The following is a 13950-nucleotide window of genomic DNA, read 5'->3' as shown; positions in this document are numbered from 1 at the left end:
CCAGCCGTCGGTCCGACTCGCGGTCGAGAACCGATGCTTCGAGCGCCGACTCGAGGAGTATCGATCCCTTCCGGAACCGTCACTCACTGAGCGAGGATGAATCAGCTGTGCAGTCGGATAGATAAACACTCAGTTCTGACGATACTTATATCTGGGATGACAATGACAGTGGCCGACACGTCATGTCTGACGACTCCACGCCGCTCGAGTTGGACCGCCGATCGCTGTTGCAACGCGCGAGCGCGACGTCGTCGCTCGCACTTATCGGGACGGCCGGCGTTGCCGCCCGCGACCACGACCGGCACGACCGATCGGCGGACGAGACCGTGCTCACCGAACTCGCCGTCGAGACGGACGGGCACCCAGCGGTCGAACGCGCATCCGTCACGTTCCTTCGGCGCGGTCGACAGAACGTCGTTCGCGGGGAGATCAAAGCCAGTCACGAGATCGACGCGTCCGAGACGCGCAGCGACGCCGATCTCACGAAAGTCAGTCACTCCCTCTCGCTCGAGCCGGACTCGATTCGACCCGACAGCGACGAGACGACGTGGAGCGACGCGAGCATCGCCGATCTCGGTTCGGATGCGGTCGCGCTCGAGCGGGACGTAGACACCGTGGACCCGGCCGAGCAGTTCGACGGTACCGACCGCGATCAGACGGGTCAGGTCAGTACGCAGGGGCTCGACGAGCCGGCCTTCGAACACCTCGGCGACGCGGTGACGGCAGTCGAGACGAGCTCGAGCGAGTGTGGACCGCTCTGTCGGACCAATCTGGTGGTCGATATCGACCGAAGCGACGCGACGGACTATTCCATCGCGGACTCGACCGGCCGCTTCGAAACGGTGGACGGCTCCACGTGCGACGGCGAGGAGTTCGGCGATCGGTTCCCCTGTGCGGAGATTCCGTCGCTCTATGACTGTTCGATCCCGGATGCGTTCAACACCACGTGGCACACCGACGACCGGGACTACGACCGCACGTCCGCCGCCGCGGACTACTACAACATCGACTTTCCCGTTATCCCGGAGACGAGGGTCTCACACTCCCAGTCCACGAGCGTGTCGGGAACGACGCTCGAGGTCAGCGGGCACTGGGAACACTCCGGGACGCTCGGCTTCAGAACTGCGATCAGGTACCTCCTCAAAGGCGGCGTCACCGCGATGTACTACTGAGATGGGCAGTCGGATGTGCGATCGGCGTCCGATTCGTCGGTCGCCGTCGGCTCGTCGGTCGCATAGGGTCAGGCCATCGGCGACGACTCCTGCCGCCGAGTCAGTCCGCGGCGCGACTCCCGCTGCCGACGTAGGAGCGCGTCGCGTCGACGAGCACCTGCCGATACGTGCTCGTGTCGGGTTCCCGTGCGAGCTCCCGAAACCGGCGTTTGAACCCGTCGAAGTCGATTTCCGGGGCGTCCATCGCAGCCGCGTGCGCGAGATCGTACAGCCGGTGGTCCTCGTCGACCAGATCGTGTCGCTCGGCGAGTGCGAGCGCGAAGGCCGCGTTCACCGCCGTGATCTCGGGATCTGCGCTCGCGGAGAGTCGCTCGAATCCCGGTCTGGGCGGCGTCTCCGGCCGGTCGGCGACGGCCGCTGCGAGACTCGACTCGAGGAAGGAGAGCAGCTTCTCGCCGGGGCCGACCGAGAGCGTGATGTCGTCGGCGTAGATGTCTTTCATGTGGTTCGCGATCTGGTAGCAGTGTGAGAGCTTGCGCCGCTCGACGCTCTTCCCGGCCAGCGCGAGGTAGAGCACCTCTTCGGTGGACTGGGTGTGGGAGGGATGTTGTTGTTCGTGGCGGGCCATGTGGGCGAACTCGTGGAGCGCGAGTTCACGGGCCATCGCCGACGAGGCGGCCTGCCTCGAGATGTTCAGGACGTGGTGGTCGTCGTAGTGGGCGGCCCACGTCCGCTCGTCGGGGTCGTCCCGCAGGCGGACGTGGACCGGCAGCGAGAGGTCCTGTTCGGTTTCGAAGAGGTCGCGGGCGCTGAGGAATGGAGAAGTCGGTCCCGGTCCCTGTACGCGAATATCCATGTGTAGCAGTACCAAGAGTCCGACGGGATTTGACTCTTTTGTGCGGTTGCACGGAACCGAACCGTTCTCCACCTGCCGGGGACTCCCGGTCGTCAGCGGAGACCGGTTCCCGTCCGGTCGTCGACAGGGTTCGTCGTCACTGGGACCGCGGCACCGACCAACTCGCGAGGATTTCCCCTTCGACTTGCCAGCCGACGAAGATGGACTCGCCGTAGTCGTCCTCGGTCAGATCGACCGTGACGGAATCGCCCGCTTCGACGGTCTGCTCGTTCGATAGCTTGGGCCAGTTGAGCGTTCGTCTATTGATGACGATATCGAGTTCCGCGGCGGGTATCGAATCACCGCCCGTGTGCTGGACGGTCGCGGTATCGAGAGTACGATCGAATTCGATCTCGAACGACGCGTCCGGGACGCGACTCGTCTCCTCCGGAAGCGTCTCGGCGTGGAGCACGGTCGGTCCGGGCGTCCACACGATTCGGAGGTCCGACCCCGGGTCAGCGTCGCCGACCGAGACGCTCGCGGTGTGGCCCGCCTGCACCTCGTCGGCGCTCGAGAGTACGCCGAAGGGAATCGTCCGAGTCCGCCCACCGGTCTCGATCCGCACCTCGAGTTCGTCGGCGAGGATCGAATCGCCGGAAGTATGCGTGATTTCCGCCGTGTCGCCATCGATTTCGACCTCGAACCTCGCCTTGGGGCCCGACCGCTCGTCGCCGGAGTCGGTCCCGTCCGCGGTGCGTTCTACCTCGTACGTGAGTACGACCCCGTCTTGCGTGACCGACGGCTCGTCGACCCGCTCGAGAACGGGGAGATCAGCGGCCAACCCGTCGGGGTCCTCGACGGGCTCTTCGGTGATCACGGTTACCCGGTAGCGGCTGCCCGATTCGTCCGCGTCGACGCTAAAGCCGGCGGCTTCGACCGACGGCGTGTCGGTCCCGTCGCCGCTCGAGGGTTCGAACAGCGATTCGGCGCGGCCCTGCAACGTCGGCGCGCCGAAAACGACCGCCCGCTCGTCCTGTCGACGCAGGAGTCGCGCGGCAGTCTCGTCGCCCTCGTGGAGCCGCGTTGCGGTCCCCGCTCGCGCGTCGATCATCGCCTCGACGATGTCGCGACCGGTCGCCTCACGATCCGCGTTGGCGCTCCCGACGAGGTACGTCGCGGGAGTGCCGTCGCCGATCGCGACGGCGTACTCCTCGTCGAAGTACACGTCGTGGGACGCGTACGTTTCCGTTTCCACGCCGTCTTCGTCGGTGATCGCGTCCTCGAGTTCCGACCGCATCGTCGCCGGGTCGAACCCGTCTACGACGGCGAGCCCGAACGTAGTTCGGTCCTCGCGGTAATCGATCGAGACGGCGTGATCGATGCCGTCGAACTGCTCGTTGTCGACGTAGGTGACCGTCTCGGTCGCCCAGTCGACGTTCCGAGACGGCAGTTCGCGACTCGAGTCCTCGAACCGGTCGTCGACGTACGTGTAGGTGTACGACCCCATCCCGATCGTCTCGGGCGCGTACAACCAACTGTGAAACGCCGGCAACGCCGGCCCCTCGTCACCGTCGCCGTCGTCGGTCTCGTCCTCACTCAACCCGGGTATGTCGCCCGTACACCCGGCTATCCCCACGCTTCCCGCTGCGATACCCCCCGCAAGGAACGCCCGTCGGCTCGAGTCCACCATGTCATCCTGCGTTTCTGTCACAGATTGATGAATGTTGTTACCGGTGTCGGGCTTCAACCGCCGTCTTCGACCCGAACGCCGGTGATCGATCGCGACCTCGGCGGTCGCGGCGGATCGTGGCGGTCCGACCGGTCGCGGAATTATGAGAACCGTTCACTCACTCAAACTGGATATTCAAACGCTCGGACCGGAAAGAACGACGAAATCCGGCGGCGACGAAACACTACCCTTTTGACCCCGCTGGCGGTATTGGGGGGTATATGGGCCGACGCAAGAAGATCGTCCAAGAGTGTGAACGGCTGATGGACGACCCGGAGAACATCCGGAACATCGCCATCGCCGCTCACGTTGACCACGGAAAAACGACCCTTACGGACAACCTCCTGGCTGGTGCCGGCATGATCTCCGACGAGACTGCCGGCGAGCAGCTCGCGATGGACACCGAAGAGGACGAACAGGAACGCGGGATCACCATCGACGCGGCCAACGTTTCGATGACCCACGAGTACGAGGATCAGAACCACCTGATCAACCTCATCGACACGCCGGGCCACGTCGACTTCGGTGGCGACGTCACGCGAGCGATGCGCGCCGTCGACGGTGCGCTCGTCGTCGTCGACGCCGTCGAAGGGGCCATGCCCCAGACCGAGACGGTGCTGCGACAGGCACTGCGCGAGGGCGTCAAGCCGACTCTGTTCATCAACAAGGTCGACCGCCTCATCTCCGAGCTCCAGGAAGGACCCGAGGAGATGCAGGAGCGACTCCTCTCGGTCATCCGCGACGTAAACGAGCTCATCCGCGGGATGACCGAGGACATGGACGACATCGACGACTGGACCGTTTCAGTCGAAGAGGGAACCGTCGGCTTCGGTTCCGCACTCTACAAGTGGGGCGTCTCCATGCCCTCGATGCAGCGCACCGACATGGACTTCGCCGAGATCATGGAACTCGAGCGCGCCGACAAGCGCCAAGAGCTCCACGAGCGAACCCCGCTGTCGGACGTCGTGCTCGACATGGTCTGTGAGCACTTCCCGAACCCGGTCGACGCCCAGCCCCGTCGTATTCCCCGCGTCTGGCGTGGCGACGACGAGTCCGAGATCGCAGAACAGATGCGTCTGGTTGACGAGGACGGCGAAGTCGTCCTGATGGTCACCGACATCGCGATGGACCCCCACGCGGGCGAAGTCGCCTCCGGCCGCGTCTTCTCGGGCACCCTCGAGAAGGGCCAGGAGCTGTACGTCTCCGGGACAGCGGGCAAGAACCGCATCCAGTCCGTCGGCGTCTACATGGGCGGCGAGCGCGAGGAAGTGGACGAAGTTCCCGCCGGGAACATCGCCGCCGTCACCGGCCTCAAAGACGCAATCGCCGGCTCGACCGTCTCGGGCGTCGAGATGACGCCGTTCGAGTCGATCGAGCACATCTCCGAGCCGGTCATTACGAAGTCCGTCGAGGCGAAGAACATGGACGACCTGCCGAAGCTGATCGAGACGCTTCGACAAGTCTCCAAGGAAGACCCGACGATCCAGATCAACATCAACGAGGACACCGGCGAGCACCTGATCTCCGGACAGGGTGAGCTTCACCTCGAGGTCATCACCCAGCGTATCGAGAAGAACCAGGGCATTCCGGTCAACACCGGCGAACCGATCGTCGTCTACCGCGAGCAGCCCCAGCAGGCGAGCGACCAGGTCGAGGGTATCTCGCCGAACCGCCACAACCGCTTCTACATCTCCATCGAGCCGATGAACGACGAGCTCGTGGAGACGATCCAGCGGGGCGAAGCCTCGATGGACATGCCCGAGCAGGACCGCCGTGAGGCCCTGCAGGATGCCGGCATGGACAAGGACGACTCCCAGGAAGTCGAGCACATCCACGGAACCAACATCCTCATCGACGACACGAAGGGTATCCAGCACCTGAACGAGACGATGGAACTCGTCATCGAGGGGCTCGAGGAAGCTCTCGATAACGGTCCGCTGGCCAACGAGCCGGTGCAGGGATCGCTCATCCGCCTGCACGATGCCCGACTCCACGAGGACACCATTCACCGCGGTCCGGCACAGGTCATCCCCGCGACCCGCGAGGCTGTCCACAAGTCGCTGATCGACGGCAAGATCAAGATGCTCGAGCCGATGCAGGACGTCCGTATCGACGTGCCCAACGACCACATGGGCGCTGCCTCGGGCGAGATTCAGGGCCGTCGTGGCCGCGTCGACGACATGTATCAGGAAGGCGATCTGATGGTCGTCGAGGGTATCGCGCCCGTCGGCGAGATGATCGGCTTCGCGAGCGACATCCGCTCCGCGACTGAGGGCCGTGCCTCCTGGAACACCGAGAACGCCGGCTTCGAGGTCATGTCCGACTCGCTCCAGCGCGACAAGATCATGGAGATCCGCGAGCGCAAGGGCATGAAGCTCGAGCTGCCGCCGAGCATCGACTACATCTAAACGCCGTTCTCACCGCTTTTCTTCGGGTGCGCTCGCTGCCGTTGTGCACTTCTCGGAGACTGATCGTCTCGGAACGCGTCGTCCGCACGCGTCGCGAGCGGCTCTTCGTCTTCTTTCGATAGGTCACTGAGCGGTGGTTCGCCTCGGTACGTCGTCACGCCGTCAGCACCTTCATGAAGAAGGGGAGTATGACGAAGAAGACCAGCAACGCGAGCCACCACGAGAACAGTACGAACGCACCGACGACGAACAGCACGCCGATGACCGAGGCGAGTACCTTCTGACGGAGATCGATGTACATACCCGTAGATCCGATTTCACCACTATAATCGTTCTCGTTGACAGAATTGGACGATCCGCGAAACGACGCCCCAGTCTACTCCCGCTCGCCTGCACCGAGCGCGCTCTCGCCGACCTTTTCGTGGCCTTCGATGACCTCTTTCCCGCCCATGTACGGCTGCAGCGGCTCGGGGATGGTCACCGTGCCGTCCTCGTTCTGGTAGTACTCGAGGATGGCGACCATGACGCGGGGAATCGCCAGTCCCGAGGCGTTCAGGGTATGCAGGTATTCGGCCGACTCGTGGCGCTCGGGCCGGTAGCGCAGGCCGGCGCGCCGGGCCTGAAAGTCCTCGAAGTTCGACGCGCTCGAGACCTCGAGCCAGCGGCCGCCGTCCTCGGGGCCGTCGTCCATGTCGTCGCCGGGGGCCCAGACCTCGATGTCGTAGGTCTTGGCGCTGGCGAAGGTCAGGTCGCCGGTACAGAGCTCGAGGATGCGGTAGGGGAGCCCGAGCCGCTCGAGGATGTCCGCGGCCTCCTCGAGGAGGTTCTCGAGGCGGTCGTAGCTCTCCTCGGGCTCGACGAAGTTGACGAGTTCGACCTTGTTGAACTGGTGGACGCGGACGATCCCGCGGGTCTCGGTGCCGTGCTCGCCGGCCTCGCGCCGGAAGTTCGGCGTGTAGGCCTGATGTTTGAGCGGGAGGTCGTCGTCCAGCAGGATCTCGTTCGCGTACATGTTGGTGACCGGCACCTCCGCGGTGGGACAGAGCCAGAGGTCTTCCTCCTCGTACTCCTCCTCGTTGCTCCCGCCCAGTCGGTAGGCGTCGTCGGCGAACTTCGGGAGCTGGCCGGTCCCCCGCATCGAGGCGCTCTTGACCGGCACCGGCGGGAAGAGATCGACGTAGCCCTGGTCGCGGTGGACGTCCATCATGAACTGGATCAGGGCGTGCTCGAGCTGTGCGCCCTCTCCCTTGAGGAAGTAGAAGCCGGCACCGGTCGTCTTGGCGGCGCGTTCCTCGTCGATGATGTCCATCTCCTCGCCGAGGTCGTAGTGGGGGGTGACCTCGTCGGGCAGGTCGCGCAGGTCGTCGAAGCCCCAGCGCCGATCCTCCTCGTTGTGGCGTTCGTCGACCCCCAGCGGGACGCTCTCGTGGGGTATCTGCGGGATCTCGAGCATCCGTTCCTGCAGTTCCTCCTGCAGTTCGGCGGCCTCGTCCTCGACATCTTCGATTTCGGCTTTGAGTTCCCGCGACCGCTCGATGGCCTCCTCCCGCTCCTCGTCTTTCCCTTCGGCGACGAGCGTGCCGATCCGCGTTGTGATCTGGTTGCGGTCGTTGCGCAGGTCGTCACCGCGGGCTTTCAGCTCCCGCCAGCGTTCGTCGAGTTCGAGTACCTCGTCGAGATCGACATCGGCCCCGCGGGCGTCGAGGGCGTTGCGTACCTCGTCGGGATTCTCGCGCAGATAGGTCCGGTCGAGCATTGGTATTGGTCGTGCGTTCTTTGCGCCCGGGCAAAACCGTGTCGGAAGGCCGCGTCGTCCCATCCTCGGCCGCGGCCGGCGCAGCGGGAAACGCTTTTTCCGCGGGCCCGCCTCTCTCGAGGTATGGACCCGCTCGAGGGCGAGACATCGTCGGCCCCGATCGAGTACGAGCCCGTCAGCGTCAAGGACGTGCTGGTGGAGATGAAAGACACCGCCGAGCTGTTGATCGACCTCTCGTACTCGGCCGTGCTCCACCAGAGCGAGGAGCTCGCGACGGAGGTGCTCCGACTCGAAGAGCGGATGGACGTCCTCGAGCTTCGCGCGCGGATGAGCCTCTTGATGGCCGCCCGGAAGCCGGCCGACGCGGAACAGCTCGCCCCCGTGCTGGGAATCGTCGGGGCCGCCGACGGCATCAGCGACGCCGCGGGCGACATCGCGAAGATCGTCCTCGAGGACATGGGCCTGCCCGAGGCGATGCGAGCGGCGTTGCCCGACGCCGCCGAAGCGCTCCTCCGGGGCGTCGTCGCGCCGGACTCGTCCTATGCCGGGCGCACCCTCGAGGACATCGACCTCGAGTCCGAGACGGGCGTGCGCGTGATCGCGCTCCGGCGGGGCAGCGACTGGCTGCTCAACCCGGGGCCGACGACCTGCGTCGAAGCCGACGACGTCGCGCTCCTCCGGGGCCCCGAGTCGGCGATCGGCGATGTCTGCGAGGAGCTGACCGGCGAGGTCTACGAGGCCCCGAGCGTCGAGACACCCGATATCGACGACCTCGAGCGAGCCGTGGACACGATCGTCCACATGAAGGACTTCTCCGAACTGGCGGTCGATCTGGCCTACAGCAGCGTGCTGTTCGACAGCGAGGAACTCGCCGAAGAGGTCCGCAACCTCGAGGTCGAGGTCGACGCGATGCAGTCGCGGTTCGAGGCGTGGACGCTTCGGGCGGCCGCGGACGCGGCCGATCCGGTCGTCCTGCGCGGGCTGATCCAGCTCGGCAACTGTACGGAGCGGATCAGCGACGCCGCGATCGAGATCAGCGAGGGAGTCCTTCGGGACATCGATGTCCACCCGGTCGTGCAGGTGGCCGTCCAGGAGAGCGACGAGATCATCACCCGCGTCGAGGTCGGCGAGGGGAGCGACCTCGACGGCACCGCGGTGACCGCCGGCGTTCCCGACGCCGATTCGACGATGTCGGTGATCGCCATCCGCCGGCCCGGCGACGGGTGGCTGCTGGTCGCGGACGCCGACGCCGAACTGCGCGGCGGCGACGTGCTCATCTCGAAGGGGACTCGCACCGCTGCAGCGGATTTCCGGAATCTAGCCGCAGCATAACCAGCACGGTTTCTGTAGTCATTAGATGAATGATTTCGACCATCTATAAATATTATCTATACTCTTATTAGGAATCAAAACGCCGTAAATGATAGGTGTTCTGAAACATCTCTACATCTCGTCACTCAAAATATCAGTACTCGACCTCTTCCTCGCTTTCGTTTAGGAAAATCATCATCATAAACATTGATAGAATTGCGATTCCGATTAGCGCTTGGGTATACACTACTGGAGAGATGCCCACTGATTTGAGTGTACCATTTAATCCTCCTACTGTGTATTGTGTCACCATGGACATAAATAGAAGCAAAAATGCTATCAATCCGATGTTGGCCCATGTGCGCCAGTGACCTATCCTACTCATGCAAATCAATCCATATACCAACAACAAAAAATCTGTTGAGTTTCTAATCAGATATGTCTCAGATATATGATGGGGAATAAATCACTGGTTAGTATGGTATAATTTTGAGTGTTAACGAGATAAATATCCAATCGCAATTGCGAGAAGTAATAGCCGTATGGGGTCAAATGAGGAACAGTACTCGGGAAAACGACATCGATTACTCCGTAATCTAGCGATTGGTGCGGCTTCCTCAATTGGCCTTAGCGGATCTGCCTCAGCAGTTGTAGGCCACGATGAAAAACCAGATGATACTGACGTTGAGCCTCTCTCCGTTGACTTTGAAACTGCAAGGGAAAATATTGAGGAGGTAATGTCCTCAAGGTTATTTGATAGCCTAGAAGCTGATGGATATCTTTCGGAGCCGTCAGTTGAAGCGATCCCCTTCAAGACGTTAGCCGACGAATCAAAGTCAGGCGGTATTGAACGGATTCGGGTCAATGGAGAGTTTGAACAGTATAATTACCACATTCCTATCGATGGAGACAGGCTGGAAATTATGTTGCCACTCTCTGATTTCACACCTACTGCCTATCTCCATCAAGAAAACGGTCCCGAAATCATCTACGCACCGGACAATTACTACCAGGGAGAGGAATTCCAAGAAGCAACTCTCAGTGCAGATCGAAGTGAATGTGGGCCACCGTATTACCGGAGTTGTACGAGCTGTGTGGCCTGCTGTGGTCCGCTCGGCTGGAGTAGGAATGAGGAAACGGTTGAATGCCCGAACTGTATTGTGAATGGCTGTTAATAGGTGAAAACGAGTTGTTGCTAACCATATCTCGATTGTTTCCCGGAATGACCATACCGCTCTCTCGGAAATTATGATACAAGATTCCGGAGCGTATTTTATATAAGTTCATCTATCTAAATTAAAAACCCAGTCCGACACGACACTTGAACGGTTGCGGCAGATTTCTGCAACCTCTCGTCGGCGTAAGAACGCGCGAATCGTAGCGTGCTCTGTATGTGCTCTCGGCGACTCAGTTCAACACGACGATGGCGACTCCTGAGAGGACGATCACGCCGAGGATGTCACAGACGTTCGTCACCACCGGGATCGTCGTGTCGTCCGGATCCAGCCCCTGCGTATAGGAGACGTAGGTCGCGGCGATGCTGAGAACGGTCGCGATCGCGGCGAGTAGCATGCCGCTGACGACCGAGATGAGCATGAGATCGGCGAGTGCCATCGGTGCGGCGATGGTTTGACCGACGACCCACGCGATGAGTCCGAGCGCCGAGAAGATCGTGAGCGCGAGGCCCATAATTGCGATCACGTTCGTCCATAACACCTCGTCCCGCAGATCGAACTCGAGTAAGCCCAGATGGAGTCGCGTCGAGAGCCGCGAGGAGAGGATCGCGCCGAGGTTCCCGCCCATCCCGATCATCACGGGGACGAGCACCAGCAGCGTCGGATTGGAGAGGTAGGTCTCCTCGAGTTCTTCGAGGACGTAGCCCGACCCCATCTCGAGCATCGAGAGGACGACCAGAATGGGGAACATCGTGGCGACGATGTTGCGGATCGACCACGAGTCGAGCGAGTCGTCGGGCTCCGTCGCCGCCATCAGAAGATCCCCCCGACGACGGTGATCGCGACGAAGAGGAAGACGACGCCGAAGATGTCGCCGAGCGTGGTGACGATCGGGCCGATCAGGTTGTCGGGGTCGAGCCCGTACTCGTAACTCGCGAACACGAGCGCCAGCAGTCCGAAGATCAACGTCACGGATGTCAGCACGCCGGAGACCAGCATGATGCCGACGAGTTCGACGAGTCTCGCGGATTCGCGCCCTAACACGTGCAAGATCCCCCACGAGAGCACGGCGATGAACACCGAGATACCGATGCCGTTGATAAAGGAGGCAGCGACCGCGTTGACCAGCCGTCGGTCCCACGAGAACGACGGATCGATCATCCCCTGATGGAGTCCGCTCGAGATCCGCGCCCCCATCGCGCCGTAGACGTTCCCTCGAGTCGCGAGGAAGGCGGGGAGCAACAACAGCAGTCCGGGAAACCGCTCGAACCCTTCCGTCATCCCCTCCGATCCGAGGACCGACCCCGCGAAGATCCCGCCGGCGAGGCTGACTGCGAGAATCGGGAGTGACTCGCGGTAGATGCGCCACGCCTCTTGGCGAGCCTCCATAGCGTCGCTTCACGCGCCCCGAACATAAACCTACCACGGATCGAACGCGATGCGATCGCTCGAGTGCGTGCGAACCACTACCGCACGTGACCGATCGCTAACGGGTCCCGACCGGGACCGCCGGTGCGGACTCAGACAGGGCCGACAGCGACGAGCGCCCACGCGACCCCGATCGCTGCGAGCGAACCCGCGAGATTGGCCGCGGCGTTGCCGACCGCGAGGGCCCGGTCGCCGCGCTCGTACAACTGGAGCGTCTCGACCGAAAACGAGGAGAAGGTCGTAAACGAACCGCAGATTCCGGTGCCGACGAGCGACAGCGTCGACTCGTTCGCGCCCGCAAACACCGCGAGCCCGAAGACGAAACTGCCGAGGACGTTGACCGCGAACGTCGGAAGTGGCAGTCGATCGCTCGAGGCCCGAGCGGAAAGCCACTGAGAGACCCAGTATCGGAGGACTGCGCCGATCGCGCCGCCGGTGCCGACGACGTGGGCGGGTTCGGGATCGATCGCGACGAGCGCGCCGACGATCGGATCGAACGCCGTCGCACTCACGCCGTCTCACCACCGGTGGGTCGCGGATCGCCGATGCGGCGAGCGAGCGCCCGCCCCGCGAGCACGCCGATGGTACCGAACCCGTAGTTGGCCGCGACGATACCGAGCAGCGCGAGCGGGGCCGACGCGAGCGCGGTCTGCAGCGCGAATGTGCTGTAGGTCGTCAGCGAGGAGAGGAAGCCGGTCGTGAAGACGAGTCGGGCCCGTGGTCCAACGTACCCCGCGTATTCGGCCTCGTAGACCAGAACGGCGAGCGCGGCGCTTCCGACGGCGTTGACGAGGACGATCGACGGCACGTCCGGGAGCGCCCCCATCGCGAAGAAACGGAGGTTCGAGCCGGCGAAGCCGCCGACGGCGATCAGTGCGAGCGTCTCGAGTCGGACGAGCGGGTGAGCGTCTGTCATGGCTGGCTGGTCGCAGGGACCGTCAGCCGACCGACGCTCGGCCCGTGCCGGCACGATGCCAGCGGGTCCGGCGTTCCTCCGGCGGTTGGATCAGGCGGGCCCCATCGCCCGGATACGGCGGCGTTCTCACAGGATCGAAATGAGCGTTGCGAAAGCCGTCCGGGCGGGCTCTCTCGGCTCGAGGCGGGGAAGGAAAAGATCCAAGGTTAGACTGGCTCTAAACCGATACATGTCCGAAGAGGGTGGCGCGGACGGCGACGGCGGGCGGGGCGCGTTCGCGCGGGCGTCGTGGGCGAACGTCCTCGGCAACGTCGCGAAGATCGTCGCCGAGGGCGGCGCGGGGCTGGTGTTCGGGAGCGTCGCGCTGCTCGCGGACGCGGCTCACTCGCTCGCGGACCTCGTCGCCAGCGTCGTCGTCCTTGTCTGGGGCCGGAGCGCGTTCGACGAACCGGACGACACCCACCCCCACGGCCACGCCCGGATCGAGCCCCTCACGGCGCTGTTCGTCGGTTCCCTCATCGCGCTGCTCGGACTGAACCTGCTCTATCGGTCTGTCCGGGGACTTATCGCCGAGCCCGACATCGAGTTCAGTGTCCTGCTCCTCGCGGCGCTCGGCTTCTCGATCGTCGACATGTATCTGGTCTATCGCTACACGGTCCGGATCAACGAGCGGCTACAGTCGACCGCCCTCGCGGCGCTCGCCAAGGACTGCCTGAACGACATCTACACCTCGGTCGCCGCCATCGTCGGCGTCCTCGGCGTGCTGGTCAGCTACCCGATACTCGACCCCGTCGCCGGCGGCCTCGTCAGCCTGCTGGTCGTCTATCAGGGCGTCGAGATCGGCAGGGAGAACGTCGATTACCTCATCGGTGCCGCGCCCGGCCCCGAGAAACGCGCCGAGATCACCGACCGCCTGCGGAGTCACGCGGCCGTCGAAGGCGTCCACGACCTGACCGTCTTCTACGACGGCACCGTCCTCGAGGTCGAAGTCCACGCCGAGGTCGACGGCGACATGCCGTTCCGGGAGGCCCACGACATCGAGTCAGAACTGGTCGATCGGCTGCGGGGCGTCGAGGACGTCGGCGACGCACACGTCCACCTCGATCCCTCCGGGATCGGCGAGTGGAAGGACTCGGCCGACGAGCACTGAGACGGGGTACCGGCCGATTCCCGCCGCACTCGCCTCGAGTCGCCGCGACGCGAGCTTTTATCCCGTCCGA

General features: G+C 63.5%; 13 protein-coding genes. 5 read left to right on the top strand and 8 right to left on the bottom strand.

Going from position 1 to position 13950, the window contains the following annotated elements; genetic code table 11:
- The first annotated feature begins 182 nt into the window (after window positions 1-182).
- On the top strand, window positions 183-1172 hold the full coding sequence (locus FEJ81_RS17315; RefSeq protein WP_138246464.1) for a hypothetical protein: 990 nt from the start codon (window positions 183-185) through the stop codon (window positions 1170-1172).
- A 100-nt stretch (window positions 1173-1272) separates the two neighbouring features.
- On the opposite strand, the gene FEJ81_RS17310 is transcribed toward FEJ81_RS17315, so the two are convergent.
- Together FEJ81_RS17310 and FEJ81_RS17305 are read right to left on the bottom strand one after the other, a co-directional pair.
- Window positions 1273-2028: a DUF5781 family protein gene (locus FEJ81_RS17310; protein WP_138246463.1), complete on the bottom strand. Its 756-nt coding sequence runs from the start codon at window positions 2026-2028 to the stop codon at window positions 1273-1275.
- A 136-nt stretch (window positions 2029-2164) separates the two neighbouring features.
- Window positions 2165-3607 (bottom strand): hypothetical protein, encoded by a 1443-nt coding sequence (locus tag FEJ81_RS17305; protein ID WP_138246462.1) that lies wholly within the window; start codon window positions 3605-3607, stop codon window positions 2165-2167.
- 350 nt (window positions 3608-3957) lie between these two features.
- Here FEJ81_RS17305 and FEJ81_RS17300 point away from each other — a divergent pair, with 350 nt between their 5' ends.
- A complete protein-coding gene (locus tag FEJ81_RS17300) occupies window positions 3958-6144 on the top strand; it encodes an elongation factor EF-2 (RefSeq protein WP_138246461.1) in 2187 nt (728 codons plus the stop codon).
- A gap of 154 nt (window positions 6145-6298) precedes the next feature.
- On the opposite strand, the gene FEJ81_RS23365 is transcribed toward FEJ81_RS17300, so the two are convergent.
- The gene (locus tag FEJ81_RS23365; protein ID WP_175416462.1) at window positions 6299-6445 is read right to left on the bottom strand and encodes a hypothetical protein; all 147 of its coding nucleotides are present in this window, start codon (window positions 6443-6445) and stop codon (window positions 6299-6301) included.
- Window positions 6446-6520: 75 nt separating this feature from the next.
- Entirely contained in the window at window positions 6521-7900 is a 1380-nt protein-coding gene (gene serS / locus FEJ81_RS17295; protein WP_138246460.1) for a serine--tRNA ligase, read from the bottom strand.
- 123 nt (window positions 7901-8023) lie between these two features.
- Here serS and FEJ81_RS17290 point away from each other — a divergent pair, with 123 nt between their 5' ends.
- Both FEJ81_RS17290 and FEJ81_RS17285 read left to right on the top strand, forming a co-directional pair.
- On the top strand, window positions 8024-9232 hold the full coding sequence (locus FEJ81_RS17290; RefSeq protein WP_138246459.1) for a potassium channel family protein: 1209 nt from the start codon (window positions 8024-8026) through the stop codon (window positions 9230-9232).
- A gap of 521 nt (window positions 9233-9753) precedes the next feature.
- On the top strand, window positions 9754-10386 hold the full coding sequence (locus tag FEJ81_RS17285; RefSeq protein WP_138246458.1) for a hypothetical protein: 633 nt from the start codon (window positions 9754-9756) through the stop codon (window positions 10384-10386).
- A 232-nt stretch (window positions 10387-10618) separates the two neighbouring features.
- Here FEJ81_RS17285 and FEJ81_RS17280 read toward each other — a convergent pair whose 3' ends face one another.
- The 4 genes from FEJ81_RS17280 to FEJ81_RS17265 all read right to left on the bottom strand — a co-directional run bounded on the left by FEJ81_RS17280 (window position 10619) and on the right by FEJ81_RS17265 (window position 12730).
- Window positions 10619-11200: a magnesium transporter gene (locus tag FEJ81_RS17280; protein ID WP_138246457.1), complete on the bottom strand. Its 582-nt coding sequence runs from the start codon at window positions 11198-11200 to the stop codon at window positions 10619-10621.
- Window positions 11200-11775, bottom strand: a complete 576-nt coding sequence (locus FEJ81_RS17275; protein WP_138246456.1) for a magnesium transporter — start codon at window positions 11773-11775, stop codon at window positions 11200-11202. The genes FEJ81_RS17280 and FEJ81_RS17275 overlap by 1 nt, the downstream gene beginning before the upstream one ends.
- 131 nt (window positions 11776-11906) lie before the next feature.
- Window positions 11907-12326, bottom strand: coding sequence for a fluoride efflux transporter CrcB (gene crcB, locus FEJ81_RS17270; RefSeq protein WP_138246455.1), 420 nt, complete (start codon window positions 12324-12326; stop codon window positions 11907-11909).
- Window positions 12323-12730 (bottom strand): CrcB family protein, encoded by a 408-nt coding sequence (locus FEJ81_RS17265; RefSeq protein ID WP_138246454.1) that lies wholly within the window; start codon window positions 12728-12730, stop codon window positions 12323-12325. The genes crcB and FEJ81_RS17265 overlap by 4 nt, the downstream gene beginning before the upstream one ends.
- 229 nt (window positions 12731-12959) lie before the next feature.
- On the opposite strand from FEJ81_RS17265, the gene FEJ81_RS17260 reads away from it, so the two are divergent.
- Window positions 12960-13880, top strand: a complete 921-nt coding sequence (locus FEJ81_RS17260; protein WP_138246453.1) for a cation diffusion facilitator family transporter — start codon at window positions 12960-12962, stop codon at window positions 13878-13880.
- Window positions 13881-13950: the final 70 nt, after the last annotated feature.

The organism is Natrinema versiforme (assembly GCF_005576615.1).
GTDB lineage: Archaea > Halobacteriota > Halobacteria > Halobacteriales > Natrialbaceae > Natrinema > Natrinema versiforme_A.
The sequence above is the reverse complement of the archived record's forward strand: the minus strand, read 5'-3'. Positions and strand labels throughout refer to the sequence as shown.

Coding starts and splice junctions, on each gene's coding strand:
- FEJ81_RS17315 (WP_138246464.1), top strand. CDS start 183: ATGTCTGACGACTCCACGCCGCTCGAGTTGGACCGCCGATCGCTGTTG.
- FEJ81_RS17310 (WP_138246463.1), bottom strand. CDS start 2,028: ATGGATATTCGCGTACAGGGACCGGGACCGACTTCTCCATTCCTCAGC.
- FEJ81_RS17300 (WP_138246461.1), top strand. CDS start 3,958: ATGGGCCGACGCAAGAAGATCGTCCAAGAGTGTGAACGGCTGATGGAC.
- FEJ81_RS23365 (WP_175416462.1), bottom strand. CDS start 6,445: ATGTACATCGATCTCCGTCAGAAGGTACTCGCCTCGGTCATCGGCGTG.
- serS (WP_138246460.1), bottom strand. CDS start 7,900: ATGCTCGACCGGACCTATCTGCGCGAGAATCCCGACGAGGTACGCAAC.
- FEJ81_RS17290 (WP_138246459.1), top strand. CDS start 8,024: ATGGACCCGCTCGAGGGCGAGACATCGTCGGCCCCGATCGAGTACGAG.
- FEJ81_RS17285 (WP_138246458.1), top strand. CDS start 9,754: ATGGGGTCAAATGAGGAACAGTACTCGGGAAAACGACATCGATTACTC.
- FEJ81_RS17280 (WP_138246457.1), bottom strand. CDS start 11,200: ATGGCGGCGACGGAGCCCGACGACTCGCTCGACTCGTGGTCGATCCGC.
- FEJ81_RS17275 (WP_138246456.1), bottom strand. CDS start 11,775: ATGGAGGCTCGCCAAGAGGCGTGGCGCATCTACCGCGAGTCACTCCCG.
- FEJ81_RS17265 (WP_138246454.1), bottom strand. CDS start 12,730: ATGACAGACGCTCACCCGCTCGTCCGACTCGAGACGCTCGCACTGATC.
- FEJ81_RS17260 (WP_138246453.1), top strand. CDS start 12,960: ATGTCCGAAGAGGGTGGCGCGGACGGCGACGGCGGGCGGGGCGCGTTC.